Source organism: Enterobacter sp. 01-M-03-SI-ECC, from assembly GCF_047530215.1.
Taxonomy (GTDB): domain Bacteria; phylum Pseudomonadota; class Gammaproteobacteria; order Enterobacterales; family Enterobacteriaceae; genus Enterobacter; species Enterobacter chengduensis.
The window spans coordinates 15,882-41,584 of sequence record NZ_JBLKDA010000017.1 but is presented as its reverse complement, the minus strand read 5'-3'; the positions used below and the strand labels follow the sequence as shown (position 1 = coordinate 41,584).

Annotated in this window: 23 protein-coding genes and 1 pseudogene; 17 read left to right on the top strand and 7 right to left on the bottom strand. The window is 56.8% G+C overall.

What is annotated here, in order from left to right:
* The first annotated feature begins 36 nt into the window (after nt 1-36).
* From dnaK to nhaR, 4 genes are all read left to right on the top strand, one after another.
* Entirely contained in the window at nt 37-1,950 is a 1,914-nt protein-coding gene (gene dnaK / locus ACMWKK_RS15945; RefSeq protein ID WP_008502041.1) for a molecular chaperone DnaK, read from the top strand.
* An 87-nt stretch (nt 1,951-2,037) separates the two neighbouring features.
* Nucleotides 2,038-3,183: a molecular chaperone DnaJ gene (gene dnaJ / locus ACMWKK_RS15940; protein ID WP_023310347.1), complete on the top strand. Its 1,146-nt coding sequence runs from the start codon at nt 2,038-2,040 to the stop codon at nt 3,181-3,183.
* A gap of 172 nt (nt 3,184-3,355) precedes the next feature.
* Nucleotides 3,356-4,531 carry a Na+/H+ antiporter NhaA gene (nhaA, locus tag ACMWKK_RS15935; RefSeq protein ID WP_112781626.1) on the top strand — a complete coding sequence of 392 codons (1,176 nt, stop codon included), beginning with the start codon at nt 3,356-3,358 and terminating at the stop codon, nt 4,529-4,531.
* Between the two features lie 58 nt (nt 4,532-4,589).
* The gene (gene nhaR, locus ACMWKK_RS15930) at nt 4,590-5,489 is read left to right on the top strand and encodes a transcriptional activator NhaR (RefSeq protein ID WP_406542865.1); all 900 of its coding nucleotides are present in this window, start codon (nt 4,590-4,592) and stop codon (nt 5,487-5,489) included.
* 57 nt (nt 5,490-5,546) lie between these two features.
* Here the strand turns inward: nhaR and rpsT are convergent, their stop codons facing one another.
* Complete coding sequence (gene rpsT, locus ACMWKK_RS15925; RefSeq protein ID WP_003856458.1) at nt 5,547-5,810, bottom strand: 30S ribosomal protein S20; 264 nt, start codon at nt 5,808-5,810, stop codon at nt 5,547-5,549.
* Between the two features lie 101 nt (nt 5,811-5,911).
* On the opposite strand from rpsT, the pseudogene ACMWKK_RS15920 reads away from it, so the two are divergent.
* From ACMWKK_RS15920 to dapB, 7 genes and pseudogenes are all read left to right on the top strand, one after another.
* Nucleotides 5,912-6,130, top strand: a pseudogene (locus tag ACMWKK_RS15920) (DUF2575 domain-containing protein).
* A gap of 7 nt (nt 6,131-6,137) precedes the next feature.
* Nucleotides 6,138-7,064, top strand: coding sequence for a bifunctional riboflavin kinase/FAD synthetase (gene ribF, locus ACMWKK_RS15915; RefSeq protein WP_045327636.1), 927 nt, complete (start codon nt 6,138-6,140; stop codon nt 7,062-7,064).
* Between the two features lie 45 nt (nt 7,065-7,109).
* On the top strand, nt 7,110-9,926 hold the full coding sequence (ileS, locus tag ACMWKK_RS15910; RefSeq protein ID WP_112781628.1) for an isoleucine--tRNA ligase: 2,817 nt from the start codon (nt 7,110-7,112) through the stop codon (nt 9,924-9,926).
* Entirely contained in the window at nt 9,926-10,426 is a 501-nt protein-coding gene (gene lspA / locus ACMWKK_RS15905) for a signal peptidase II (protein ID WP_032644023.1), read from the top strand. The genes ileS and lspA overlap by 1 nt, the downstream gene beginning before the upstream one ends.
* A gap of 118 nt (nt 10,427-10,544) precedes the next feature.
* On the top strand, nt 10,545-10,994 hold the full coding sequence (gene fkpB / locus ACMWKK_RS15900) for an FKBP-type peptidyl-prolyl cis-trans isomerase (protein WP_003856450.1): 450 nt from the start codon (nt 10,545-10,547) through the stop codon (nt 10,992-10,994).
* Between the two features lies 1 nt (nt 10,995).
* Nucleotides 10,996-11,946, top strand: a complete 951-nt coding sequence (ispH, locus tag ACMWKK_RS15895; RefSeq protein WP_045327641.1) for a 4-hydroxy-3-methylbut-2-enyl diphosphate reductase — start codon at nt 10,996-10,998, stop codon at nt 11,944-11,946.
* A 205-nt stretch (nt 11,947-12,151) separates the two neighbouring features.
* A complete protein-coding gene (dapB, locus tag ACMWKK_RS15890; RefSeq protein ID WP_045327643.1) occupies nt 12,152-12,973 on the top strand; it encodes a 4-hydroxy-tetrahydrodipicolinate reductase in 822 nt (273 codons plus the stop codon).
* Between the two features lie 114 nt (nt 12,974-13,087).
* Here dapB and ACMWKK_RS15885 read toward each other — a convergent pair whose 3' ends face one another.
* Entirely contained in the window at nt 13,088-13,246 is a 159-nt protein-coding gene (locus ACMWKK_RS15885; RefSeq protein WP_161656297.1) for a hypothetical protein, read from the bottom strand.
* A 181-nt stretch (nt 13,247-13,427) separates the two neighbouring features.
* On the opposite strand from ACMWKK_RS15885, the gene carA reads away from it, so the two are divergent.
* The 6 genes from carA (at nt 13,428) to folA (ending at nt 21,278) form a co-directional block, all read left to right on the top strand.
* Nucleotides 13,428-14,576 (top strand): glutamine-hydrolyzing carbamoyl-phosphate synthase small subunit, encoded by a 1,149-nt coding sequence (gene carA, locus ACMWKK_RS15880; RefSeq protein ID WP_045327646.1) that lies wholly within the window; start codon nt 13,428-13,430, stop codon nt 14,574-14,576.
* Between the two features lie 18 nt (nt 14,577-14,594).
* A complete protein-coding gene (carB, locus tag ACMWKK_RS15875; protein WP_045327648.1) occupies nt 14,595-17,819 on the top strand; it encodes a carbamoyl-phosphate synthase large subunit in 3,225 nt (1,074 codons plus the stop codon).
* Between the two features lie 139 nt (nt 17,820-17,958).
* Complete coding sequence (locus ACMWKK_RS15870) at nt 17,959-18,192, top strand: YgdI/YgdR family lipoprotein (RefSeq protein ID WP_003856439.1); 234 nt, start codon at nt 17,959-17,961, stop codon at nt 18,190-18,192.
* Nucleotides 18,193-18,295: 103 nt separating this feature from the next.
* A complete protein-coding gene (gene kefF, locus ACMWKK_RS15865; protein WP_112781629.1) occupies nt 18,296-18,826 on the top strand; it encodes a glutathione-regulated potassium-efflux system oxidoreductase KefF in 531 nt (176 codons plus the stop codon).
* A complete protein-coding gene (gene kefC / locus ACMWKK_RS15860; RefSeq protein WP_045327652.1) occupies nt 18,819-20,684 on the top strand; it encodes a glutathione-regulated potassium-efflux system protein KefC in 1,866 nt (621 codons plus the stop codon). The genes kefF and kefC overlap by 8 nt, the downstream gene beginning before the upstream one ends.
* Nucleotides 20,685-20,798: 114 nt before the next feature.
* Nucleotides 20,799-21,278 carry a type 3 dihydrofolate reductase gene (folA, locus tag ACMWKK_RS15855; RefSeq protein ID WP_008502023.1) on the top strand — a complete coding sequence of 160 codons (480 nt, stop codon included), beginning with the start codon at nt 20,799-20,801 and terminating at the stop codon, nt 21,276-21,278.
* Nucleotides 21,279-21,356: 78 nt separating this feature from the next.
* Here the strand turns inward: folA and apaH are convergent, their stop codons facing one another.
* The 5 genes from apaH to surA are packed head-to-tail and all read right to left on the bottom strand — an operon-like array spanning nt 21,357 to nt 25,681.
* On the bottom strand, nt 21,357-22,205 hold the full coding sequence (apaH, locus tag ACMWKK_RS15850; protein WP_045327655.1) for a bis(5'-nucleosyl)-tetraphosphatase (symmetrical) ApaH: 849 nt from the start codon (nt 22,203-22,205) through the stop codon (nt 21,357-21,359).
* Between the two features lie 4 nt (nt 22,206-22,209).
* Nucleotides 22,210-22,587 carry a Co2+/Mg2+ efflux protein ApaG gene (gene apaG / locus ACMWKK_RS15845; protein WP_032644031.1) on the bottom strand — a complete coding sequence of 126 codons (378 nt, stop codon included), beginning with the start codon at nt 22,585-22,587 and terminating at the stop codon, nt 22,210-22,212.
* Nucleotides 22,588-22,590: 3 nt separating this feature from the next.
* Nucleotides 22,591-23,412: a 16S rRNA (adenine(1518)-N(6)/adenine(1519)-N(6))-dimethyltransferase RsmA gene (gene rsmA, locus ACMWKK_RS15840; protein WP_045327661.1), complete on the bottom strand. Its 822-nt coding sequence runs from the start codon at nt 23,410-23,412 to the stop codon at nt 22,591-22,593.
* Nucleotides 23,409-24,395, bottom strand: coding sequence for a 4-hydroxythreonine-4-phosphate dehydrogenase PdxA (pdxA, locus tag ACMWKK_RS15835; RefSeq protein WP_112781630.1), 987 nt, complete (start codon nt 24,393-24,395; stop codon nt 23,409-23,411). The genes rsmA and pdxA overlap by 4 nt, the downstream gene beginning before the upstream one ends.
* Nucleotides 24,395-25,681: a peptidylprolyl isomerase SurA gene (surA, locus tag ACMWKK_RS15830; RefSeq protein WP_045327665.1), complete on the bottom strand. Its 1,287-nt coding sequence runs from the start codon at nt 25,679-25,681 to the stop codon at nt 24,395-24,397. Before surA ends, pdxA begins: the two co-directional genes overlap by 1 nt.
* Nucleotides 25,682-25,703: the final 22 nt, after the last annotated feature.

Sequence of the window (25,703 nt, the reverse complement as noted above, 5' to 3'; positions counted from 1 at the left end):
CCACATGTTGACTGAATTTTTAGTGGAGACGTTTAGATGGGTAAAATTATTGGTATCGACCTGGGTACGACCAACTCTTGTGTAGCGATTATGGATGGCACTACTGCACGCGTGCTGGAGAACGCCGAGGGCGATCGCACCACGCCTTCTATCATTGCTTATACCCAGGATGGTGAAACTCTGGTTGGTCAGCCGGCTAAACGTCAGGCAGTGACAAACCCGCAAAACACCCTGTTTGCGATTAAACGCCTGATCGGTCGCCGCTTCCAGGACGAAGAAGTTCAGCGTGACGTTTCTATCATGCCTTACAAAATCATCGCGGCAGATAACGGCGATGCATGGCTTGATGTGAAAGGCACCAAAACGGCACCACCGCAGATCTCTGCTGAAGTGCTGAAAAAAATGAAGAAAACCGCTGAAGATTACCTGGGTGAGCCGGTAACGGAAGCTGTTATCACCGTTCCTGCGTACTTCAACGATGCTCAGCGTCAGGCAACCAAAGATGCTGGCCGTATCGCAGGTCTGGAAGTCAAACGTATCATCAACGAACCAACCGCAGCGGCGCTGGCTTACGGTCTGGATAAAGAAGTCGGCAACCGTACTATCGCGGTTTACGACCTCGGTGGTGGTACCTTCGATATCTCTATTATCGAAATCGACGAAGTTGACGGCGAAAAAACCTTCGAAGTTCTGGCAACCAACGGTGATACCCACCTGGGTGGTGAAGACTTCGATACCCGTCTGATCAACTACCTCGTTGACGAGTTCAAGAAAGATCAGGGCATTGACCTGCGTAACGACCCGCTGGCCATGCAGCGCCTGAAAGAAGCCGCTGAGAAAGCGAAGATCGAACTGTCTTCCGCTCAGCAGACCGACGTGAACCTGCCGTACATCACCGCAGACGCGACCGGTCCTAAACACATGAACATCAAAGTGACCCGTGCGAAACTGGAAAGCCTGGTCGAAGACCTGGTGAACCGTTCTATCGAGCCGCTGAAAGTTGCTCTGCAGGACGCTGGCCTGTCCGTGTCTGATATCAACGACGTTATCCTCGTTGGTGGCCAGACCCGTATGCCAATGGTGCAGAAGAAAGTGGCTGAGTTCTTTGGTAAAGAGCCACGTAAAGACGTTAACCCGGACGAAGCGGTGGCAATTGGTGCTGCGGTTCAGGGTGGCGTACTGACCGGTGAAGTGAAAGACGTACTGCTGCTGGACGTTACCCCGCTGTCTCTGGGTATCGAAACCATGGGCGGTGTGATGACTGCGCTCATCAACAAAAACACCACCATCCCAACCAAGCACAGCCAGGTGTTCTCTACCGCTGAAGACAACCAGTCTGCGGTAACCATCCATGTGCTGCAGGGTGAGCGTAAGCGTGCGGCGGATAACAAATCTCTGGGTCAGTTCAACCTGGACGGTATTAACCCGGCACCGCGCGGCATGCCGCAGATCGAAGTCACCTTCGACATCGATGCCGACGGTATCCTGCACGTGTCTGCGAAAGACAAAAACAGCGGTAAAGAGCAGAAGATCACCATCAAGGCATCTTCTGGCCTGAACGAAGCGGAAATCGAAAAAATGGTTCGCGATGCCGAAGCTAACGCGGAATCCGACCGTAAGTTCGAAGAGCTGGTTCAGACCCGTAACCAGGGTGACCATCTGCTGCACAGCACCCGTAAGCAGGTTGAAGAAGCCGGCGATAAGCTGCCAGCGGAAGACAAAACTGCAATCGAAGCTGCCCTGAGCGCGCTGGAGTCCTCACTGAAAGGTGAAGATAAAGCGGACATCGAAGCGAAGATGCAGGAACTGGCGCAGGCTTCCCAGAAGCTGATGGAAATCGCTCAGCAGCAGCACGCTCAGCAGCAGGCAGGCGCTGACGCTTCGGCGAACAACGCGAAAGACGACGACGTTGTCGACGCTGAGTTCGAAGAAGTTAAAGATAAAAAATAATCGCCCTGATGCAGGGTAATTAATCGGCACGGGCGTAGGAGAACTCTCCACGCCCGTGCTCGCATGTTAAGGGGCTTAAAAAAACCAATGGCAAAGCAAGACTATTACGAGATTTTAGGCGTTCCGAAAACTGCGGAAGAGCGTGAAATCAAAAAGGCGTACAAGCGCCTGGCCATGAAATTCCACCCGGACCGTAATCAGGGTGACAAAGAGGCTGAAGCCAAATTTAAAGAGATCAAAGAAGCCTACGAAGTCCTGACCGATGCACAAAAACGTGCGGCCTATGACCAGTACGGTCACGCGGCTTTTGAACAGGGCGGCATGGGCGGCGGTGGATTCGGTGGCGGCGGCTTCGGCGGCGGCGCTGACTTCAGCGATATCTTTGGCGATGTGTTTGGCGACATCTTCGGCGGCGGACGTGGCCGTCAGCGCGCGGCGCGCGGCGCGGACCTGCGCTACAACATGGAGCTGACGCTGGAAGAGGCCGTTCGCGGCGTCACCAAAGAGATCCGTATCCCGACGCTGGAAGAGTGTGACGTTTGCCACGGCAGCGGCGCGAAAGCGGGTACCCAGCCTCAGACCTGTCCAACCTGCCACGGTTCGGGCCAGGTACAGATGCGTCAGGGCTTCTTTGCAGTTCAGCAGGCCTGTCCACACTGTCACGGACGCGGTACGCTGATTAAAGATCCGTGCACCAAGTGCCACGGCCACGGTCGCGTAGAGAAAACCAAGACTCTGTCCGTTAAAATCCCGGCTGGCGTCGATACGGGCGACCGCATCCGTCTGGCAGGTGAGGGCGAAGCAGGGGAGCACGGCGCACCGGCTGGCGACCTGTACGTTCAGGTGCAGGTGAAACAGCATGCGATTTTCGAGCGCGAAGGGAACAACCTGTATTGTGAAGTGCCGATCAACTTCGCGATGGCGGCACTGGGCGGCGAAATCGAAGTCCCGACGCTGGACGGTCGCGTGAATCTGAAAGTGCCAGGCGAAACCCAGACCGGCAAGCTGTTCCGCATGCGCGGGAAAGGCGTTAAATCCGTTCGCGGCGGTGCGCAGGGCGACCTGCTGTGCCGCGTCGTCGTGGAAACACCGGTTGGCCTGAACGACAAGCAGAAACAGCTGCTGAAAGAGTTGCAGGAGAGCTTTGGTGGCCCGACGGGTGAGAAAAACAGCCCGCGCTCCAAAAGCTTCTTCGATGGCGTCAAAAAATTCTTCGATGATCTAACCCGCTAATCTGTTTGCAGGTTTTCATCCACAAAAGCCCGGAAGTCATTCCGGGCTTTTTCTATTTGTGGATATTGCTCGGTAAAACTGAATCTATACTCAATATTAATCTGTTTTTGCCGAGTTATCTGGCTTGGTATTATGGTTTTATCGAGGTATTGTTGTAAAAGAGAGAATTAAAGTGAAATTACTACACCGTTTTTTTAGCAGTGAGGCGTCCGGCGGCGTGATCCTGATTATTGCCGCTGCGGCCGCGATGGTGCTCGCTAACCTTGGCAGTACGCAGGCTTTCTACCATGCATTTCTGGAAACGCCCGTCGAGCTGAAGGTCGGGGCGCTGGAAATCAACAAGAACATGCTGCTGTGGATTAACGATGCGCTGATGGCGGTGTTCTTCCTGCTCGTCGGGCTTGAGGTTAAGCGCGAGCTGGTGCTGGGCTCGCTAGCCAGCCGCCAGCGCGCGGCGTTTCCGGTGATTGCCGCGCTCGGCGGCATGGTGGTGCCGGCGCTGCTCTTCCTGGCGTTCACCTGGCAGGATCCGGTCGCCCGCCACGGCTGGGCGATCCCGGCCGCGACGGATATCGCCTTTGCGCTCGGGGTGCTGGCCCTACTGGGAAGCCGCGTGCCGGTTGCCCTGAAAATCTTCCTGATGGCGCTGGCGATCATCGATGACCTGGGCGCCATTGTGATTATCGCACTGTTCTACACCAGCGATCTGTCGATCCTGTCCCTGAGCGTGGCCGCCGGGGCGATTGCGGTGCTGGCGCTGCTGAACATCTTCAACGTTCGCCGCATCGGTATCTACATCCTCGTGGGGATGGTGCTGTGGACGGCGGTGCTGAAATCGGGCGTGCACGCGACGCTTGCCGGTGTGATCGTCGGCTTCTTCGTGCCGCTTAAGCCGCAGGACGGCAAGTCGCCCGCTAAACAGCTGGAGCATGTGCTGCACCCGTGGGTCGCCTTTATGATCCTGCCGCTGTTTGCGTTTGCCAACGCGGGCGTTTCCCTCGGCGGCGTGACGCTGGACGGGCTGACGTCCGTGCTGCCGCTGGGCATTATTGCCGGGCTGTTTATCGGCAAGCCGCTGGGGATTAGCCTCTTCTGCTGGCTGGCGACGAAGCTGAAGCTGGCGTCATTGCCTCACGGCACCACGTTTAAGCAGATTATGGCCGTCGGCGTGCTGTGCGGCATCGGGTTTACGATGTCGATCTTTATCTCGACGCTGGCCTTTGGCGCACATGCGCCTGAGCTTATCGTCTGGGCGAAACTCGGCATTCTTATCGGCTCATTACTGGCTGCGGTAATCGGCTATACCTTGTTGAAGGTAAAATTGTCCGGACAGGCCGTCCAGGCATAGCGGAACACCGGGAGGAGGCGATCCTTCTCCCGATACACACTCAGGGAGAGAAGACGCGATGTCTCATTTGAATTACAACCATCTGTACTACTTCTGGCACGTCTATAAACAGGGCTCGGTGGTGGGGGCGGCCGAGGCGCTCTACCTGACGCCGCAAACTATCAGCGGGCAAATCAAGGCGCTGGAAGAACGCCTCCAGGGCAAGCTGTTCAAGCGTAAGGGGCGTGGAATTGAACCCAGCGAACTGGGCGAGCTGGTTTTCCGCTATGCGGATAAAATGTTCACCCTGAGCCAGGAGATGCTGGATATCGTCAACTACCGCAAAGAGTCGAACCTGCTCTTTGACGTGGGCGTGGCGGACGCGCTGTCCAAACGGCTGGTGAGCGGCGTGCTCGACGCGGCGGTGGTGGAAGACGAACAAATTCATCTTCGCTGCTTTGAATCCACCCATGAGATGCTGCTGGAACAGCTGAGCCAGCACAAGCTGGACATGATTATCTCTGACTGCCCCATCGACTCCACGCAGCAGGAAGGGCTGTTCTCGGTGAAGATTGGTGAATGCGGCGTCAGCTTCTGGTGCATTAACCCGCCGCCGAAGAAACCCTTCCCCGCGTGCCTTGAAGAGCGTCGCCTGCTGGTGCCGGGAAGGCGCTCAATGCTCGGACGCAAGCTGCTGAACTGGTTTAACTCCCAGGGGCTAAAGGTAGAAATCCTCGGTGAGTTCGACGATGCGGCGCTGATGAAAGCCTTTGGCGAAGCGCATAACGCGATCTTCGTTGCGCCGACGCTGTACGCGCACGATCTCTATTCGGACGACAAGATTACGGAGATAGGCCGAGTGGATAACGTGATGGAGGAGTATCACGCCATATTTGCCGAACGGATGATTCAGCACCCGGCGGTGCAGCGAATCTGTAACCGTGACTACTCGGCGCTGTTTACGCCACCGGCAATCTGAAGGCATAAAAAAACCCGCGTTAAGCGGGTTCTTTAAACAAGCAACAACAAGCGGCGATTAAGCCAGTTTGTTGATCTGCGCAGTCAGGTTTGCTTTATGACGCGCTGCTTTGTTTTTGTGGATCAGACCTTTAGCAGCCTGACGATCCACGATTGGTTGCATTTCGTTAAATGCGTTCTGCGCTGCAGCTTTGTCGCCTGCTTCGATTGCTGCGTATACTTTCTTGATGAAAGTACGCATCATAGAGCGACGGCTTGCGTTGTGCTTACGAGCCTTTTCAGACTGAACGGCACGTTTCTTAGCTGATTTGATATTAGCCAAGTCCAACTCCCAAATATGTTCTATGTGGACAATTCAAAGGCCGAGGAATATGCCCTCTTTGCCTTCTTTTGTCAATGGATTTGTGCAAATAAGCGCCGTTAATTAGCGACGCTACGTTACGTAGTGATGGCGCAGGATTCTACCAGCTTGTCTTCCCTGAATACAGCCTTTCGGCATAAAAATCGCAGTTCACGAGCAGATTTTTTCGCTGCGAAAGGTCAGCCTGATGAAATCATTACGGCTTTCTGTTTTGCGCGAACAATCGCCGGTTAACCTTAACCGCTGTACAAGGTATACTTTGGCGATTTTCACTGTTTTGAGCCAGACATGAAGCTGATACGCGGCATACATAATCTCAGCAGCGCACCGCACGGGTGCGTGCTGACCATTGGTAATTTCGACGGCGTGCATCGTGGTCATCAGGCGCTGTTGCAGGGATTGCGCAAAGAAGGGGAGGCCCGTGGCCTGCCCGTTGTAGTGATGATTTTCGAACCGCAGCCGCTGGAGCTGTTCGCGGGCGATAAATCTCCCGCCCGTCTGACGCGCCTGCGCGAGAAGTTGCGCTATCTGGCAGAGTCCGGCGTGGACTACGTATTGTGCGTACGGTTCGATCGCCGCTTTGCCGCGCTGACAGCACAAAATTTCGTCAGCGACCTGTTGGTTAAGCGTCTTGGCGTACAGTTTCTTGCCGTGGGGGATGATTTCCGCTTTGGCGCTGGTCGTCAGGGCGATTTCTTGCTATTACAGAAGGCTGGTCTGGAGTACGGATTTGACGTCACCAGCGCGATGACCTTCTGCGAAGGCGGCGTGCGCGTCAGCAGCACGGCGGTTCGCCGGGCGCTGGCCGATGACGAGCTGGAGACGGCGGAAACTCTGCTGGGGCATCCGTTCACTATCTCTGGCCGCGTGGTCCATGGCGATGCGCTGGGCCGCACGATAGGCTTCCCGACGGCGAATATACCGCTGCGCCGTCAGGTTTCCCCGGTTAAAGGGGTGTATGCGGTGGAAGTGGCTGGACTGGGCGATAAGCCGTTTTACGGCGTCGCCAATATTGGCACGCGTCCGACCGTCGCCGGTGTGCGTCAACAGTTAGAAGTGCACCTGCTGGACGTTGTAATGGACCTGTATGGTCGCCATATAGATGTGATACTGCGTAAAAAAATACGCAACGAGCAGCGATTTGCTTCGCTGGATGAACTGAAAGCGCAAATTGCGCGAGATGAATTGACGGCCCGCGAGTTTTTTGGGCTTTGAACCCGGCTTAACTGCCTACGTGATAAATACGGAACCGAGAATCTGATGAGTGACTATAAATCAACCCTGAATTTGCCGGAAACAGGGTTCCCGATGCGCGGCGATCTCGCCAAGCGCGAACCGGGAATGCTGGCGCGTTGGACCGATGATGACCTGTACGGCATCATTCGTGCAGCCAAAAAAGGCAAAAAAACCTTCATTCTGCATGATGGCCCTCCATATGCGAATGGCAGCATTCATATTGGTCACTCGGTTAACAAGATTCTGAAAGACATTATCGTGAAGTCCAAAGGCCTCACGGGATATGACTCGCCTTACGTTCCGGGCTGGGACTGCCACGGTCTGCCTATCGAGCTGAAAGTCGAGCAAGAGTTCGGCAAGCCGGGTGAGAAGTTCACCGCCGCCGAGTTCCGCGCTAAATGCCGCGAATACGCCGCGACGCAGGTTGACGGTCAGCGCGCTGACTTCATTCGTCTGGGCGTGCTGGGCGACTGGTCGCACCCGTACCTGACCATGGACTTCAAAACCGAAGCCAACATCATCCGTGCGCTGGGTAAAATCATCGGTAACGGCCACCTGCATAAAGGCGCGAAGCCAGTCCACTGGTGCGTGGACTGCCGCTCTGCGCTGGCGGAAGCGGAAGTCGAGTATTACGACAAAACCTCTCCTTCTATCGACGTGGCCTTCCACGCGGTGGATCAGGAGGCGGTGAAAGCCAAGTTTGGCGTGTCGTCGGTCAACGGCCCGATCTCTTTAGTGATCTGGACCACCACGCCGTGGACCCTGCCTGCCAACCGCGCGATCTCCCTGTCCGGCGAGTTTGAATACGCGCTGGTGCAGGTTGAAGGTCAGGCGCTGATTCTGGCGAAAGATCTCCTTGAGAGCGTGCTCAAGCGCGCGCAGATCGCCGACTACACCGTGCTGGGCACCGTGAAAGGCGACGCGCTGGAGCTAATGCGCTTCAAGCACCCGTTCCTCGACTTCGACGTTCCGGCGATCCTGGGCGACCACGTGACGCTGGACGCGGGTACCGGTGCGGTGCATACCGCCGGTGGCCACGGTCCTGACGACTACAGCATCAGCCTGAAGTACGGTCTGGAAATCGCTAACCCGGTTGGCCCGGACGGCTCGTATCTGCCTGGCACCTACCCGGCGCTGGACGGTATCAACGTCTTCAAAGCCAACGACATCATCGTGGACATGCTGCGCACCAGCGGCGCGCTGCTGCACGTTGAAAAAATGCAGCACAGCTATCCGTGCTGCTGGCGTCATAAAACCCCGATTATCTTCCGTGCGACCCCACAGTGGTTCATCAGCATGGATCAGAAAGGCCTGCGCGCGCAGTCTCTGAAAGAGATCAAAGGCGTGCAGTGGATCCCCGACTGGGGCCAGGCGCGTATCGAATCCATGGTGGCTAACCGCCCTGACTGGTGTATCTCCCGTCAGCGTACCTGGGGCGTGCCGATGTCGCTGTTCGTGCATAAAGAGACGCAGGAGCTGCACCCTAACACCCTGGAACTGATGGAAGAAGTGGCGAAGCGCGTCGAAGTTGACGGCATTCAGGCGTGGTGGGATCTCGACGCCCGCGACATCCTGGGCGCTGATGCTGACAGCTACGAGAAAGTGCCGGATACCCTGGACGTGTGGTTTGACTCCGGGTCTACCCACTCCTCCGTGGTTGACGTGCGTCCGGAGTTTGCCGGTCACGCTGCCGATATGTATCTGGAAGGGTCTGACCAGCACCGCGGCTGGTTCATGTCATCCCTGATGATCTCCACCGCCATGAAGGGTAAAGCGCCTTACCGTCAGGTACTGACTCACGGCTTCACCGTGGATGGTCAGGGCCGTAAGATGTCCAAATCTATCGGTAACACCGTTTCTCCGCAGGATGTGATGAACAAGCTGGGCGCAGACATTCTGCGTCTGTGGGTGGCGTCTACCGACTACACCGGCGAAATGGCGGTGTCTGACGAGATCCTGAAGCGTGCTGCCGACAGCTATCGTCGTATCCGTAACACCGCGCGCTTCCTGCTGGCGAACCTGAACGGGTTCGATCCGGCAAAAGACATGGTGAAACCGGAAGAGATGGTGGTGCTGGACCGCTGGGCGGTAGGCTGCGCGAAAGCGGCGCAGGACGATATCCTGAAAGCCTACGAGTCTTACGACTTCCACGAAGTGGTGCAGCGTCTGATGCGCTTCTGCTCCATCGAGATGGGCTCGTTCTACCTCGACATCATCAAAGACCGCCAGTACACCGCGAAAGCGGACAGCGTGGCGCGCCGTAGCTGCCAGACCGCGCTGTTCCACATCGCAGAAGCGCTGGTGCGCTGGATGGCGCCGATCATGTCCTTCACCGCGGATGAGATCTGGGGCTACCTGCCGGGCGACCGTGAGAAGTATGTCTTCACGGGCGAGTGGTACGAAGGTCTGTTCGATCTCTCCAGCACCGAAGCGATGAACGATGCCTTCTGGGACGAGCTGCTGAAAGTGCGTGGCGAAGTGAACAAGGTTATCGAGCAGGCGCGTGCTGACAAGAAAGTCGGCGGCTCTCTGGAAGCGGCAGTGACCCTGTACGCCGAACCTGAGCTGGCGGCGAAGCTGACGGCGCTGGGCGATGAATTACGATTTGTCCTGTTGACCTCCGGTGCGAAAGTTGCGGATTATGCTGAGGCCTCTGCTGATGCTCAGCAGAGCGAGCTGCTCAAAGGACTGAAAGTCGCGCTGAGCAAAGCCGACGGTGAGAAATGCCCGCGCTGCTGGCACTTCACCACCGATGTCGGCCAGGTGGCGGAACACGCAGACATCTGCGGACGCTGTGTAAGCAACGTCGCCGGTGACGGCGAAAAACGTAAGTTTGCCTGATGAGTAAAACTCTCTGTTCAACAGGACTGCGCTGGCTGTGGCTGGTGGTGGTGGTGCTGATTATCGATCTGGGCAGCAAGTTCCTGATCCTCCAGAACTTCGCTCTGGGGGAGACGGTTCCGCTGTTCCCGTCGCTTAACCTGCACTACGCGCGTAACTACGGCGCAGCGTTTAGTTTCCTTGCCGACAGCGGTGGCTGGCAGCGTTGGTTCTTCGCGGGTATCGCCATCGGTATCTGCGTGATCCTGGCGGTGCTGATGTACCGCTCGAAGGCCACGCAAAAGCTGAATAACATCGCCTACGCGCTGATCATTGGCGGCGCGCTGGGCAACCTGTTTGACCGCCTGTGGCACGGCTTTGTGGTCGATATGATCGACTTCTACGTCGGCGACTGGCACTTTGCGACCTTTAACCTCGCCGATAGCGCCATTTGCATCGGTGCGGCGTTAATCGTGCTGGAAGGCTTCTTGCCTAAACCGGCCGCGAAAGAGCAGGCGTAAGCATGAATGCCGGGTGGCGCTTCGCTTACCCGGCCTACAAAATTTGTGGCATCCCGTAGGCCCGGTAAGCGAAGCGCCACCGGGCAAACAGGCACCCCAAAACAAGCGAGCAATTTGCATGTCTAAATCCGTACAGAGCAACAGCGCGGTTCTCGTTCACTTCACGCTGAAGCTGGATGATGGCTCCACGGCTGAATCCACCCGCAATAACGGTAAACCGGCCCTGTTTCGCCTGGGCGATACCTCCCTGTCTGAAGGTCTTGAGCAGCAGCTTCTGGGTCTGAAAGAGGGTGAGAAAAAAGCCTTTTCGCTGGAGCCGGATGCCGCGTTTGGCGTGCCAAGCCCGGATCTGATTCAGTATTTCTCGCGCCGTGAATTCATGGACGCGGGTGAGCCGGAAATCGGGGCGATTATGCTCTTTACCGCTATGGACGGCAGCGAAATGCCTGGCGTGATCCGTGAAATTAACGGCGACTCGATTACCGTTGATTTCAACCATCCGCTTGCCGGGCGTACCGTTCATTTTGATGTTGAAGTGCTGGAAATCGATCCGGCACTGGAGGCCTGAAATGCAGATCCTGTTGGCTAACCCGCGCGGCTTTTGCGCCGGTGTAGACCGCGCTATCAGCATTGTTGAAAACGCGCTGGAGATTTACGGCGCGCCGATTTATGTGCGTCACGAAGTGGTGCATAACCGCTACGTGGTCGACAGCCTGCGCGAGCGCGGTGCCATCTTTATTGAGCAGATTAGCGAAGTGCCGGACGGCGCGATCCTGATCTTCTCCGCGCACGGCGTCTCGCAGGCGGTGCGTAACGAAGCGAAAAGCCGCGATCTGACCGTCTTCGATGCCACCTGTCCGCTGGTGACAAAAGTGCATATGGAAGTGGCGCGCGCCAGCCGTCGTGGTGAAGAGTCGATTCTGATTGGTCACGCGGGCCACCCGGAAGTCGAAGGCACGATGGGACAGTACAGCAACCCGGAAGGGGGCATGTACCTGGTGGAGTCGCCGGAAGATGTCCTGACGCTGAACGTTAAAAACGAAGCCCGACTGTCGTTTATGACCCAGACGACGCTCTCCGTTGACGATACCTCAGACGTCATTGACGCCCTGCGTCAGCGCTTCCCGAAAATCGTCGGGCCGCGTAAGGATGATATCTGCTACGCCACCACCAACCGTCAGGAAGCGGTGCGTGCGCTGGCCGAGCAGGCGGATGTGGTGCTGGTGGTCGGCTCTAAAAACTCCTCTAACTCCAACCGTCTGGCCGAACTGGCGCAGCGCATGGGTAAGGCGGCTTTCCTGATTGACGACGCGTCTGATATTCAGGAAGCGTGGGTGAAAAACGCGGCCTGCGTCGGCGTAACGGCCGGGGCGTCCGCGCCGGATATTCTGGTGCAGAACGTCATTTCTCGTCTGCAGGAGCTGGGCGGTGGCGAAGCGGTGCCGCTGGAAGGACGCGAAGAGAACATCGTTTTCGAAGTCCCGAAAGAACTGCGCATCGACGCCCGCGAAGTGGAATAACCCCTTATCTGATGAAAGGCCAGCATCTCATGTGCTGGCCTTTTTTTTGCCCCGTACTTTATCGTGACGACAAAATCATGTCTTTTACTGATATTTGAGTCGGTTTCACGTTAAATTCTAATTATCGGTGTTTTCAGTTGGCAGTGCTTCTCAAGGCTGGTTAATCTGAAAACGGTTTACATCATTTTAACGTAAGAGAATAACTATGCATGATGCACAGATCCGCGTCGCCATTGCGGGCGCGGGTGGACGTATGGGCCGTCAGCTGATTCAGGCGGCACTTCAGATGGATGGCGTAGCGCTTGGCGCGGCGCTGGAGCGTGAAGGTTCATCGCTTCTGGGCGCCGATGCCGGAGAGCTGGCGGGCGCAGGCCACACGGGCGTTACCGTACAAAGCAGCCTGGAGGCGGTAAAAGAGGACTTCGATGTCTTCATCGATTTTACCCGCCCGGAAGGGACGCTCGCGCATCTGGCGTTTTGTCGTCAGCACGGCAAGGGAATGGTGATCGGCACCACCGGTTTTGACGATGCGGGCAAGCAGGCTATCCAGGATGCATCAAAAGAGATTGCGATTGTCTTCGCCGCAAACTTTAGCGTGGGCGTTAACGTCATGCTGAAGCTGCTGGAGAAGGCCGCGAAGGTGATGGGCAACTATACCGATATTGAGATCGTAGAAGCTCACCACCGTTACAAAGTGGATGCGCCATCAGGCACGGCGCTGGCGATGGGCGAAGCGATTGCTCATGCGCTCGATAAAGATTTAAAGGACTGCGCGGTCTACACCCGCGAAGGTCACACCGGCGAACGCGTGCCGGGCACCATCGGTTTCGCAACCGTCCGTGCGGGTGACATCGTCGGCGAACATACCGCGATGTTCGCCGATATTGGCGAGCGCGTCGAAATTACGCATAAGGCGTCAAGCCGAATGACGTTTGCTAACGGTGCCGTACGCTCCGCGTTGTGGCTTAAAGAGAAGAAAAACGGTCTTTTTGATATGCGGGACGTGCTCGATCTCAACAATTTGTAAGCATTATTACCCATCGTGATGTGGTTATTGCAGTCGTAATTGTTTGATTGCATAGGGCAATATTTTATTGCCCTTTTATTTTATCGGTTATGTTCATGTTTTGATTTAAAGTGATTAAAAGTAGATGTATTCCTCTGGATTTACATTGCTGAAATGTAAATTTTGACCATTTGGTCCACTTTTAGATGCCGTGCCGCTTCTTTTTTTATTTAACCCGACGCGCAAGCGTTTTCCGCAGTGATTTACCTGATCTTTTTGTCGCTTAAGCTGCATTCCGCTCTCCAGGCCTGCAAAAGACTAAACAAAATATCCGTTTTAAGTTGACTTTTACCCACCAAATCTCCAGAATGCCGCCGTTTGCCAAAAATCCGCTGGCAACACATTTGCATTGATTCATGACATGGTTATGAATTAATATGCAAATAAAGTGAGTGAATATTCTCTGGAGGGTGTTTTGATTAAGTCAGCGCTATTGGTTCTGGAAGACGGAACCCAGTTTATCGGTCGGGCCATAGGGGCAACGGGTTCGGCGGTTGGGGAAGTCGTTTTCAATACTTCAATGACCGGTTATCAAGAAATCCTCACTGATCCTTCCTATTCTCGCCAAATCGTTACTCTTACTTATCCTCATATCGGCAATGTCGGCACCAATGCGGCTGACGAAGAATCCTCTCAGGTACATGCGCAAGGCCTGGTCATTCGCGACCTGCCGCTGATTGCCAGCAACTTCCGCAGCACTGAAGACCTCTCTTCCTACCTGAAGCGCCATAACATCGTGGCGATTGCCGATATTGATACCCGTAAGTTAACGCGTCTGCTGCGCGAGAAGGGTGCACAGAACGGCTGCATCATCGCGGGTGATAACCTCGATGCGACGCTGGCGCTGGAAAAAGCGAAAGCCTTCCCGGGCCTGAACGGCATGGACCTGGCGAAAGAAGTGACCACCGCCGAAGCCTACAGCTGGACGCAGGGTAGCTGGACGCTGGAAGGCGACCTGCCGGAAGCGAAAAAAGAGAGCGAGCTGCCGTTCCACGTGGTGGCCTACGATTTCGGCGCCAAGCGCAACATCCTGCGCATGCTGGTTGACCGCGGCTGTCGCCTGACGGTAGTGCCGGCGCAAACGTCCGCCGAAGACGTGCTGAAGATGAATCCGGACGGTATTTTCCTGTCCAACGGTCCTGGCGACCCGGCGCCGTGCGATTACGCCATCGCCGCCATTAAGTCCTTCCTGGAAACCGACATCCCGGTATTTGGCATCTGCCTCGGCCATCAGCTGCTGGCGCTGGCGAGCGGTGCAAACACCATCAAGATGAAGTTCGGCCACCACGGTGGTAACCACCCGGTGAAAGACATTGATAACAACACGGTGATGATCACCGCGCAGAACCACGGCTTTGCCGTCGATGAAGCGTCAATGCCGGCTAACCTGCGCGTGACGCACAAATCGCTGTTCGATGGCACCCTGCAGGGTATCCACCGTACCGATAAGCCAGCATTCAGCTTCCAGGGGCACCCGGAAGCCAGCCCGGGCCCACACGACGCCGCGCCGCTGTTCGATCACTTCATCGAACTTATCGAGCAATACCGTAAGACCGCTAAATAATCAGGAGCCGAGAAGACAATGCCAAAACGTACAGACATAAAAAGCATCCTGATCCTTGGCGCTGGCCCGATCGTCATCGGCCAGGCCTGCGAATTCGACTACTCCGGCGCCCAGGCCTGTAAAGCCCTGCGTGAAGAGGGTTACCGCGTTATCCTGGTCAACTCAAACCCGGCAACCATCATGACCGATCCGGAAATGGCTGATGCGACCTACATCGAGCCGATTCACTGGGAAGTGGTGCGCAAAATCATCGAGAAAGAGCGTCCGGACGCGGTGCTGCCAACCATGGGCGGCCAGACGGCGCTGAACTGCGCGCTGGAGCTTGAGCGTCAGGGCGTGCTGGAAGAGTTCGGCGTGACCATGATCGGTGCGACCGCCGATGCGATTGATAAAGCAGAAGACCGCCGCCGCTTCGACGTGGCGATGAAGAAAATCGGCCTCGACACCGCGCGTTCCGGCATCGCGCATAATATGGAAGAGGCGCTGGCCGTCGCGGCTGACGTGGGCTATCCGTGCATCATCCGTCCCTCGTTCACCATGGGCGGCACCGGCGGCGGTATCGCCTACAACCGCGAAGAGTTCGAAGAGATTTGCGAACGCGGTCTGGATCTCTCGCCAACCAAAGAGCTGCTGATTGATGAATCGCTGATTGGCTGGAAAGAGTACGAGATGGAAGTGGTGCGTGATAAAAACGACAACTGCATCATCGTCTGCTCCATCGAAAACTTCGATGCAATGGGTATCCACACCGGTGACTCCATCACCGTTGCGCCAGCCCAGACCCTGACCGACAAAGAGTACCAAATCATGCGTAACGCCTCGATGGCGGTACTGCGTGAAATCGGCGTGGAAACCGGCGGTTCTAACGTGCAGTTCTCCGTTAACCCGAAAACCGGCCGCCTGATTGTTATCGAAATGAACCCGCGCGTGTCCCGTTCCTCCGCGCTGGCCTCTAAAGCGACCGGCTTCCCAATTGCTAAAGTGGCGGCAAAGCTGGCGGTGGGTTACACCCTCGACGAGCTGATGAACGACATCACCGGTGGCCGCACGCCAGCCTCCTTCGAGCCGTCCATCGACTACGTTGTGACCAAAATTCCACGCTTTAACTTCGAGAAATTCGCCGGCGCGAACGACCGTCTGACCACCCAGATGAAATCAGTCGGTGAAGTGATGGCGATTGGCCGCACGCAGCAGGAATCTCTGCAGAAAGCGCTGCGCGGCCTCGAAGTGGGCGCGACCGGCTTCGACCCGAAAGTGAGCCTCGACGACCCGGAAGCGCTGACGAAAATTCGTCGCGAGCTGAAGGACGCGGGCGCAGAGCGTATCTGGTACATCGCCGACGCCTTCCGTGCGGGCCTGTCCGTCGACGGCGTGTTCAACCTGACCAACATCGACCGCTGGTTCCTGGTGCAGATTGAAGAGCTGGTGCGTCTGGAAGAGAAAGTGGCTGAACTGGGCATTAACGGCCTGGACGCTGACTTCCTGCGTATGCTGAAGCGTAAAGGCTTCGCCGACGCGCGTCTGGCGAAGCTGGCGGGCGTGCGTGAAGCTGAGATCCGCAAGCTGCGCGACCAGTATGACCTGCACCCGGTCTACAAGCGCGTGGACACCTGCGCGGCGGAATTCTCGACCGACACCGCATACATGTACTCCACCTATGAAGACGAGTGCGAAGCGAACCCGTCCGTCGACCGCGACAAGATTATGGTGCTGGGCGGCGGTCCAAACCGTATCGGCCAGGGCATCGAGTTCGACTACTGCTGCGTACACGCCTCGCTGGCGCTGCGCGAAGACGGTTACGAGACCATCATGGTTAACTGTAACCCGGAAACCGTCTCAACCGACTACGACACCTCCGACCGTCTCTACTTCGAACCGGTCACCCTGGAAGACGTGCTGGAAATCGTGCGCATCGAGAAGCCTAAAGGCGTTATCGTGCAGTACGGCGGCCAGACTCCGCTGAAGCTGGCGCGCGCGCTGGAAGCCGCAGGCGTGCCGGTTATCGGCACCAGCCCGGATGCGATTGACCGCGCCGAAGACCGCGAGCGTTTCCAGCAGGCGGTTGACCGTCTGAAGCTCAAGCAGCCTGCGAACGCCACCGTCACCGCCATTGAGATGGCCGTTGAGAAGGCGAAAGAGATTGGCTACCCGCTGGTGGTGCGTCCTTCCTACGTCCTGGGCGGCCGCGCGATGGAAATCGTGTATGACGAAGCCGACCTGCGTCGCTACTTCCAGACGGCGGTAAGCGTTTCTAACGATGCGCCAGTGCTGCTCGACCGCTTCCTCGACGACGCGGTAGAGGTGGACGTTGACGCCATCTGCGACGGCGAAATGGTGCTGATTGGCGGCATTATGGAGCATATCGAGCAGGCGGGCGTGCACTCCGGTGATTCGGCCTGTTCTCTGCCCGCATACACCCTGAGCCAGGAGATTCAGGACGTGATGCGCCAGCAGGTGCAGAAGCTGGCCTTCGAGCTCCAGGTTCGCGGCCTGATGAACGTCCAGTTCGCGGTGAAAGACAACGAAGTCTACCTGATTGAAGTCAACCCGCGTGCGGCACGTACCGTCCCGTTCGTCTCTAAAGCCACCGGCGTTCCGCTGGCGAAAGTGGCGGCGCGCGTAATGGCGGGCCAGACGCTGGCGCAGCAGGGCGTGACCAAAGAGATTATTCCACCGTACTACTCGGTGAAAGAAGTGGTCCTGCCGTTCAACAAGTTCCCGGGCGTTGACCCGCTGTTGGGGCCAGAAATGCGCTCGACCGGGGAAGTGATGGGCGTGGGCCGCACCTTCGCAGAAGCGTTCGCGAAGGCGCAGCTGGGCAGTAGCTCCACCATGAGAAAATCGGGCCGTGCGCTGCTCTCCGTTCGCGAAGGCGACAAAGAGCGCGTGGTTGACCTGGCCGCCAAGCTGCTGAAACAGGGCTTCGAGCTGGACGCGACCCACGGTACGGCGATTGTGCTGGGCGAAGCCGGCATCAACCCGCGTCTGGTGAACAAGGTGCATGAAGGTCGTCCGCACATTCAGGACCGTATCAAGAATGGCGAATATACCTACATCATTAACACCACCGCAGGCCGCCAGGCGATTGAAGACTCCAAGCTGATTCGCCGCAGCGCCCTGCAGTATAAAGTGCACTACGACACCACCCTGAACGGCGGTTTCGCAACGGCCATGGCGCTGAATGCGGATGCCACCGAGAAGGTGATTTCGGTTCAGGAAATGCACGCGCAGATGAGTAAGTAAGTTTAAATGCCCGGTGCCGTTCGGTTGCCGGGCATTCTCCCCATCTTCAGAAACTTCTGGTTTTTCATCCGCTTTCAGTCAGTTAGCCTAAAATGGTTAGGTCGATAACGAAATTCAACTGAGAGCAGGGGAAAACACCATGCAAAATAAATTACTGATCGCTTCCGTTCTGGCTGCCACCGCAATGTTTACCGTGGCGGGCTGTTCGTCTAATCAGGCGGTGAAAACCACCGATGGCAAAACCATTGTCACCGACGGCAAGCCGCAGGTGGATGACGATACCGGTCTGGTGTCGTACAAAAACGCCGAAACCGGTCAAACCGAGCAGATTAACCGTGACCAGGTGAAATCCATGGGCGAACTGGATAACTGATTCAGAATTCTGACGTAAGCCCGTCAATAATATTCACTATTAGCCTGTTGAATTACTGACTACACTCTTTTGTTAAAAGAAAGCAGTAACAACAGGCTAATCAATGATTCTGATAATTTACGCCCATCCTTATCCGCAGCACTCGCATGCGAATAAGCGGATGCTTGAGCAGGTAAGGACGCTTGATAACGTAGAGATACGTTCCCTCTATCAACTCTATCCCGATTTTAATATTGATATCGCCGCCGAACAGGAGGCGCTTTCCCGTGCCGATCTGATCGTCTGGCAGCATCCCATGCAGTGGTACAGTACGCCTCCGCTGCTAAAGCTGTGGATCGATAAAGTCTTCTCTCACGGCTGGGCGTATGGTCATAACGGCAATGCGCTTAAAGGGAAAAGCCTGTTGTGGGCAGTCACCACTGGCGGAGGGGAAAGCCACTTTGATATTGGTTCTTTCCCGGGGTTTGACGTCCTGGCTCAGCCGCTGCAGGCGACTGCGCTCTATTGTGGGCTGAACTGGCTCCCGCCTTTTGCCATGCACTGCACCTTTGTTTGCGACGATGAAACGCTGCAGGCGCAGGCTCGCCATTACAAACAACGCTTACTTGAGTGGCAGGAGGCGCACCATGGATAGCCATACGCTGATACAGGCGCTGATTTACCTCGGCGCGGCGGCGCTGATTGTTCCCGTGGCGGTGCGTCTGGGGCTGGGTTCCGTGCTCGGCTACCTGATTGCGGGCTGCGTGATTGGGCCGTGGGGCTTCCGGCTGGTCACCGATGCCGAGGCGATACTCCATTTCGCTGAAATCGGCGTGGTGCTGATGCTCTTTGTGATTGGTCTGGAGCTTGACCCGCAGCGGTTGTGGAAGCTTCGCGCCTCGGTATTTGGCGGCGGGGCGCTGCAGATGGTGGCCTGCGGCCTGCTGCTGGGCGGGTTCTGTATCCTGCTGGGCATGGACTGGAAAGTGGCGGAGCTGATCGGCATGACGCTGGCGCTCTCCTCAACGGCCATTGCCATGCAGGCGATGAACGAGCGCAATCTGACCGTTTCCCAGATGGGGCGCAGCGCGTTCTCGGTGCTGCTGTTCCAGGACATTGCCGCTATTCCGCTGGTGGCCATGATCCCGCTGCTGGCGGCCAGCGGTTCCTCTACCACGCTGGGCGCTTTTGCGCTGTCGGCCCTGAAGGTGGCGGGCGCGCTGGCGCTGGTGGTGCTGCTTGGCCGCTACGTGACCCGCCCGCTGCTGCGGTTTGTTGCCCGTTCTGGCCTGCGCGAAGTGTTCAGCGCCGTGGCGCTGTTCCTGGTATTTGGCTTCGGTCTGCTGCTGGAGGAGGCCGGGCTGTCGATGGCGATGGGGGCGTTCCTTGCAGGCGTTCTGCTGGCGAGCTCTGAATACCGTCACGCGCTGGAAAGCGATATTGAGCCGTTCAAAGGCTTGCTGCTGGGGCTGTTTTTCATCGGCGTGGGGATGTCCGTCGACTTCGGCACGCTGGTGACGCACCCGCTGCGGATCGTCATTCTGCTCGTCGGCTTCCTGGTCATTAAAATGGCGATGCTGTGGCTGATTGCGCGTCCGCTGAAGGTGCCGAACAGGCAGCGCAGCTGGTTTGCGGTTCTGCTGGGGCAGGGAAGCGAATTTGCGTTCGTGGTCTTTGGCGCGGCGCAAATGGCAAACGTCCTCGATCCCGAGTGGGCGAAAGCGCTGACGCTGGCGGTCGCGCTGTCGATGGCGGCGACGCCCGTCCTGCTGGTGGTGCTGACGCGTCTGGAAAAATCGGGCAGCGAGCAGGAGCGTGAAGCCGATGAGATTGACGAAGAGCAGCCGCGCGTGATCATTGCCGGATTTGGCCGCTACGGACAGATCGTAGGCCGTCTGCTGCTGTCCAGCGGGGTGAAGATGGTCATCCTCGATCACGATCCCGACCATGTTGATACCCTGCGTAAATTCGATATGAAGGTGTTTTACGGCGATGCGACCCGCGTCGACCTGCTGGAATCCGCCGGAGCGGCGAAAGCCGAGGTGCTGATCAACGCCATTGACGATCCGGAGACCAGCCTGCAGATGGTGGAAATGGCGAAAGAACATTTCCCGAGTTTGACCATCATTTCCCGCGCGCGCGATGTGGATCACTATATCCGCCTCAGGCAGGCGGGCGTCGAATCTCCCGAGCGTGAAACCTTCGAAGGCGCGCTGAAGTCTGGCCGCATGGCGCTGGAAAACCTGGGGCTCGGCGCGTATGAAGCGCGCGAACGGGCGGACCTGTTCCGCCGCTTTAATACCGAGATGGTGGAAGAGATGGCGGCGATGGCGGGCAGTACGGCCACCGAGCGAGCGGCGGTGTTTAAACGCACCAGCGCGATGCTGACGGAAATCATCAATGAGGATCGCAATCACCTGTCGCTGATCCAGCGTCACGGCTGGCAGGGCACGGAAGAGGGCAAGCATACCGGGGACCCTTCTGACGAACCGGAGAGTAAACCTTCCGCGTGAAGCGGAGTTGCCAGCAATATTAAAAAATTTCTTTATCTTTACTCTGCCGCCAGTCGACGAAAGATTAAGCTTTCCGTATAGTGGCGGCAATTTTTTGCATCCGGGAAATTTTCAATGATCAGTCTGATTGCAGCGCTGGCGGTGGACCGCGTTATCGGTATGGAAAATGCCATGCCGTGGAACCTGCCTGCCGATCTCGCATGGTTTAAACGTACTACGTTAAACAAGCCGGTAGTGATGGGCCGCCTGACCTGGGAGTCGATTGGTCGTCCATTGCCGGGCCGTAAGAATATCGTTATCAGTAGCCAGCCGGGCACTGACGATCGCGTCGAATGGGTGAAATCGGTCGACGAAGCGATTGCTGCATGCGGCAATGCCGAAGAGATCATGGTGATTGGCGGTGGCCGCGTGTACGAGCAGTTCCTGCCAAAAGCGCAGAAGCTGTATCTGACCCACATTGATGCCGAAGTTGAAGGGGATACCCATTTCCCGGACTACGATCCGGACGAGTGGGAATCGGTATTCAGCGAGTTCCACGACGCGGATGCACAAAACTCCCACAGCTACTGCTTCGAGATTCTGGAACGTCGTTAAGTGATATCCCCCTCACCCTAACCCTCTCCCCAGAGGGGAGAGGGGACTATTCGGTGCGGTCGGGGGGAGGGGCAATAGTCAGGAGGCAACGGCCTCGTTTTCTCCTGAGTTCAGCTGTCGGTTGGATGGCTGCACAAAGTACGCTTTATCTTCCCAGCGTAAGCAGGTTAACTCTCCGCCCCAGCAGCATCCGGTATCCAGACCGTAAATCCCTTCCGGCGTTCCTTTTCCTTCCAGTGCCGCCCAGTGGCCAAATACCACGCTGTACTCGCTGGTCACCGGTCCCGGAATGGCAAACCACGGCTTCAGCGGAGCGGGCGCGCTTTCCGGCGTCTCTTTGGAATACATGTCCAGCTGTCCGTTCGGGAAGCAGAAACGCATGCGGGTGAAGGCGTTGGTGATAAAGCGCAGACGAGCCAGACCGCTAAGCTCCTCGCTCCAGTGGTTTGGCATATCGCCGTACATGGCATCCAGGAAGAAAGGATACGAGTCGCTCGCCAGCACCGCCTCAACGTCACGCGCGCAGGTTTTCGCCGTCTCAAGATCCCATTGTGGGGTGATCCCGGCATGCGCCATGACCAGCTTTTTCTCTTCGTCGACCTGCAGCAGGGGCTGACGGCGCAGCCAGTTAATCAGATCGTCCGCGTCCGGCGCATCCAGCAGTGGGGTGAGGCGATCTTTAGGTTTGTTGCGGCTGATCCCGGCGAATACCGCCAGCAGATGCAGATCGTGATTACCCAGCACCATGCGCACGCTGTCGCCCAGCGATTTGACGAAACGTAATACTTCAAGAGAGCCGGGGCCACGCGCGACTAAATCGCCCGTCAGCCAGAGCGTGTCCTGTCCTGGCGTAAAGTCGACCTGTTTTAACAATGCGATCAGTTCATCGTAGCAGCCGTGAACGTCGCCAATCAGATATGTAGACATTAGATTAATGAATAAGTGTGGTTACGGCGAGACGGAACACGGGAATGGCAACGCGGAAGCCATTGCCATCGACGTCGACCATTTCATAATGGCCTTGCATGGTACCCATCGGCGTTTCAATCACCGCGCCGCTGGTGTACTGATACTCTTCACCAGGGGCGATGTGGGGCTGTTCACCGACCACACCTTCGCCCTGTACTTCGATTTCGCGGCCATTGCCGTTGGTGATAAGCCAGTAGCGCCCGCGCAGCTGCACCGGCGTCCGCCCCAGATTGCGAATGGTCACGGTGTAAGCGAAAACAAAACGTTCTTCGTCCGGGGAGGACTGGGATTCAACATAGACGCTTTGTACATGGACACAGACGCGGGGCGAATCAATCATGGCTTAACTCTCCTTCGGCGGCGCATTATCGCTGATATAATTAGCCAGCTTGCAGTACTGCTCTACGGAAATGTTCTCCGCACGCATTGCCGGGTCGATCCCCAGCTCGGCTAACACCTCAACGGTAAACGAATTGCTCAGGCTGTTACGGATCGTTTTACGGCGCTGGTTAAAGGCCTCCGTGGTGATGCGGCTGAGCACGCGCAGGTCTTTAACCGGGTACGGTTTCGTTTTGTGCGGCACAAGGCGCACAACCGCTGAATCCACTTTCGGTGGCGGTGTAAAGGCGGATGGCGGAACTTCGAGTACCGGGATCACGTTGCAGTAATACTGCGCCATCACGCTTAAACGACCATACGCTTTACTGTTCGGGCCTGCAACCAGACGGTTAACCACCTCTTTTTGCAACATGAAGTGCATGTCGGCAATGGCATCAGTATAGCTAAACAGGTGGAACATGAGCGGCGTGGAGATGTTGTACGGCAGGTTGCCGAAGACGCGCAGCGGCTGACCCATTTTTTCCGACAGTTCGCCAAAGTTCATGGTCATGGCATCCTGCTGATAGATGGTCAGCTTCGGCCCGAGGAACGGATGCGTTTGCAGGCGTGCGGCCAGATCGCGGTCCAGTTCGATGACGGTCAGCTGGTCGAGGCGTTCGCCGACCGGCTCGGTCAGCGCGGCAAGGCCCGGGCCGATCTCGACCATCGCCTGACCTTTTTGCGGATTAATAGCCGAGACAATGCTTTCGATCACGAACTGATCGTTAAGGAAGTTTTGCCCGAAACGTTTACGGGCTAAGTGGCCCTGATGGACTCGATTAGTCATTGAGTATTAACAATCATTTTGATGGCGAGATTAAGCGCCGTAATAAAACTGCCGACATCCGCTTTCCCCAGGCCTGCCAGATCCAGCGCAGTTCCGTGGTCAACGGACGTTCGAATAAAGGGTAAACCGAGGGTGATATTCACCCCGCGGCCAAAGCCCTGGTATTTTAGCACGGGCAGGCCCTGATCGTGGTACATCGCGAGCACGGCGTCGGCATTATCCAGGTATTTTGGCTGGAAAAGGGTATCCGCAGGCAGCGGCCCGCTGAGGTTCATCCCCTTCGCCCGCATTTCGTTGAGCACCGGAATGATGGTGTCGATCTCTTCGGTGCCCATGTGCCCACCCTCACCGGCGTGCGGATTGAGGCCACACACCAGCACGTGCGGCTGCGGGATGCCAAATTTTGTCTGCAGGTCGTGATGCAAGATCCCGATGATCTCACGCAGGAGTTCAGGAGTAATCGCATCAGGAATGGCTTTGATCGGCAGATGGGTAGTCACCAGCGCAACGCGCATCGCCTCCGTCGCCAGCATCATCACCACTTTCGGGCTGTGCGAGCGCTCCTCGAAGAACTCCGTATGCCCGGTAAACGGTATGCCCGCTTCGTTGATAACGCCTTTGTGGACCGGGCCGGTGATCAGGGCGGCAAATTCGCCCTTCAGGCAACCGTCGCAGGCGCGCGCAAGGGTTTCAACGACATAGTGACCGTTTTCCGTGCTGAGCTGGCCCGGAATAACCGGCCTGCGAAGGGGAACGGAGAGAAGAGTAAGCGTACCGGCTTGCTGCGGTGCAGGCTGTTGACCTTCAACGTAAGGGATGAGCGTTAAAGGCAGACCGAGCAATGCTGCCCGGTCCTGTAACAGTGTTGCATCGGCGCAGACCACCAGTTCCACCGGCCAGCTGCGCTGGGCGAGCTGGACAACGAGGTCAGGCCCAATCCCGGCGGGTTCGCCGGGCGTGATAACAACACGATGCTGTTTCATTAGTTGCTCAGAATTTTCACGTAAGCACTGGCGCGTTGTTCCTGCATCCAGGTAGCTGCTTCTTCAGAGAACTTACGGTTGAACAGCATACGGTAGGCTCTGTCTTTCTGAGCCGCATCCGTTTTATCCACGTTACGGGTGTCCATCAGCTCGATCAGGTGCCAGCCAAATGAAGAGTGAACCGGCGTGCTGATCTGGCCTTTGTTCAGCTTCATCAACGCGTCGCGGAAGGCAGGATCGTAAATATCCGCAGCGGCCCAGCCCAGATCGCCGCCCTGGTTAGCAGAGCCTGGATCCTGAGAGAACTCTTTTGCCGCCTTCGCAAAGGAGGTTTTACCGCTCTTAATGTCCGCAGCAATCTGTTCCAGCTTCGCACGTGCCTGATCGTCAGTCATGATCGGTGACGGTTTCAGAAGAATGTGGCGAGCGTGAACCTCAGTGACGGAAATATTTTGGCTCTGGCCACGCAGGTCGTTCACCTTCAGAATGTGGAAGCCCACGCCTGAACGGATAGGGCCGACGATATCCCCTTTCTTCGCCGTGCTCAGCGCCTGGGCAAAGATGGATGGCAGCTCCTGAATACGTCCCCAGCCCATCTGACCGCCTTTCAGCGCCTGTTGGTCTGCGGAGTAGGTGATGGCCAGCTTGCCAAAGTCGCCGCCGTTACGCGCCTGTTCGACAATCGAACGCGCCTGGCTTTCTGCTTCCGCAGCCTGATCGGACGTTGGGTTCTCTGGCAGTGGGATCAGAATGTGGCTCAGGTTCAGCTCTGTGCTCGCATCGTTCTGGTTACCCACCTGTTTTGCCAGCGCGTCCACCTCCTGAGGCAGGATGGTGACGCGGCGACGTACTTCGTTGTTACGCACTTCCGAAATCAGCATCTCTTTACGGATCTGGTTACGGTAGGTGGCGTAGCTGATGCCGTCATAGGCCAGACGGCTGCGCATCTGATCTAAAGACATATTGTTCTGCTTCGCGATGTTAGCGATCGCCTGATCGAGCTGCTCGTCAGTGACCTTCACACCCATTTTCTGCCCCATCTGCAGAACGATCTGATCCATGATCAGGCGCTCCAGGATCTGGTGGCGCAGCGTGGCGTCATCCGGAAGCTGTTGACCGGCTTCGCCCGAATTAAGCTTCACCGATTTCATCAGACCGTCAACGTCACTTTCAAGCACGACGCCGTTGTTAACCACAGCAGCGACTTTATCAACAACCTGGGGGGCCGCGAAGCTGGTATTCGCAACCATAGCGACACCGAGCAGCAGCGTTTTCCAGTTCTTCATACTTTTTCCATTTCAATTAACC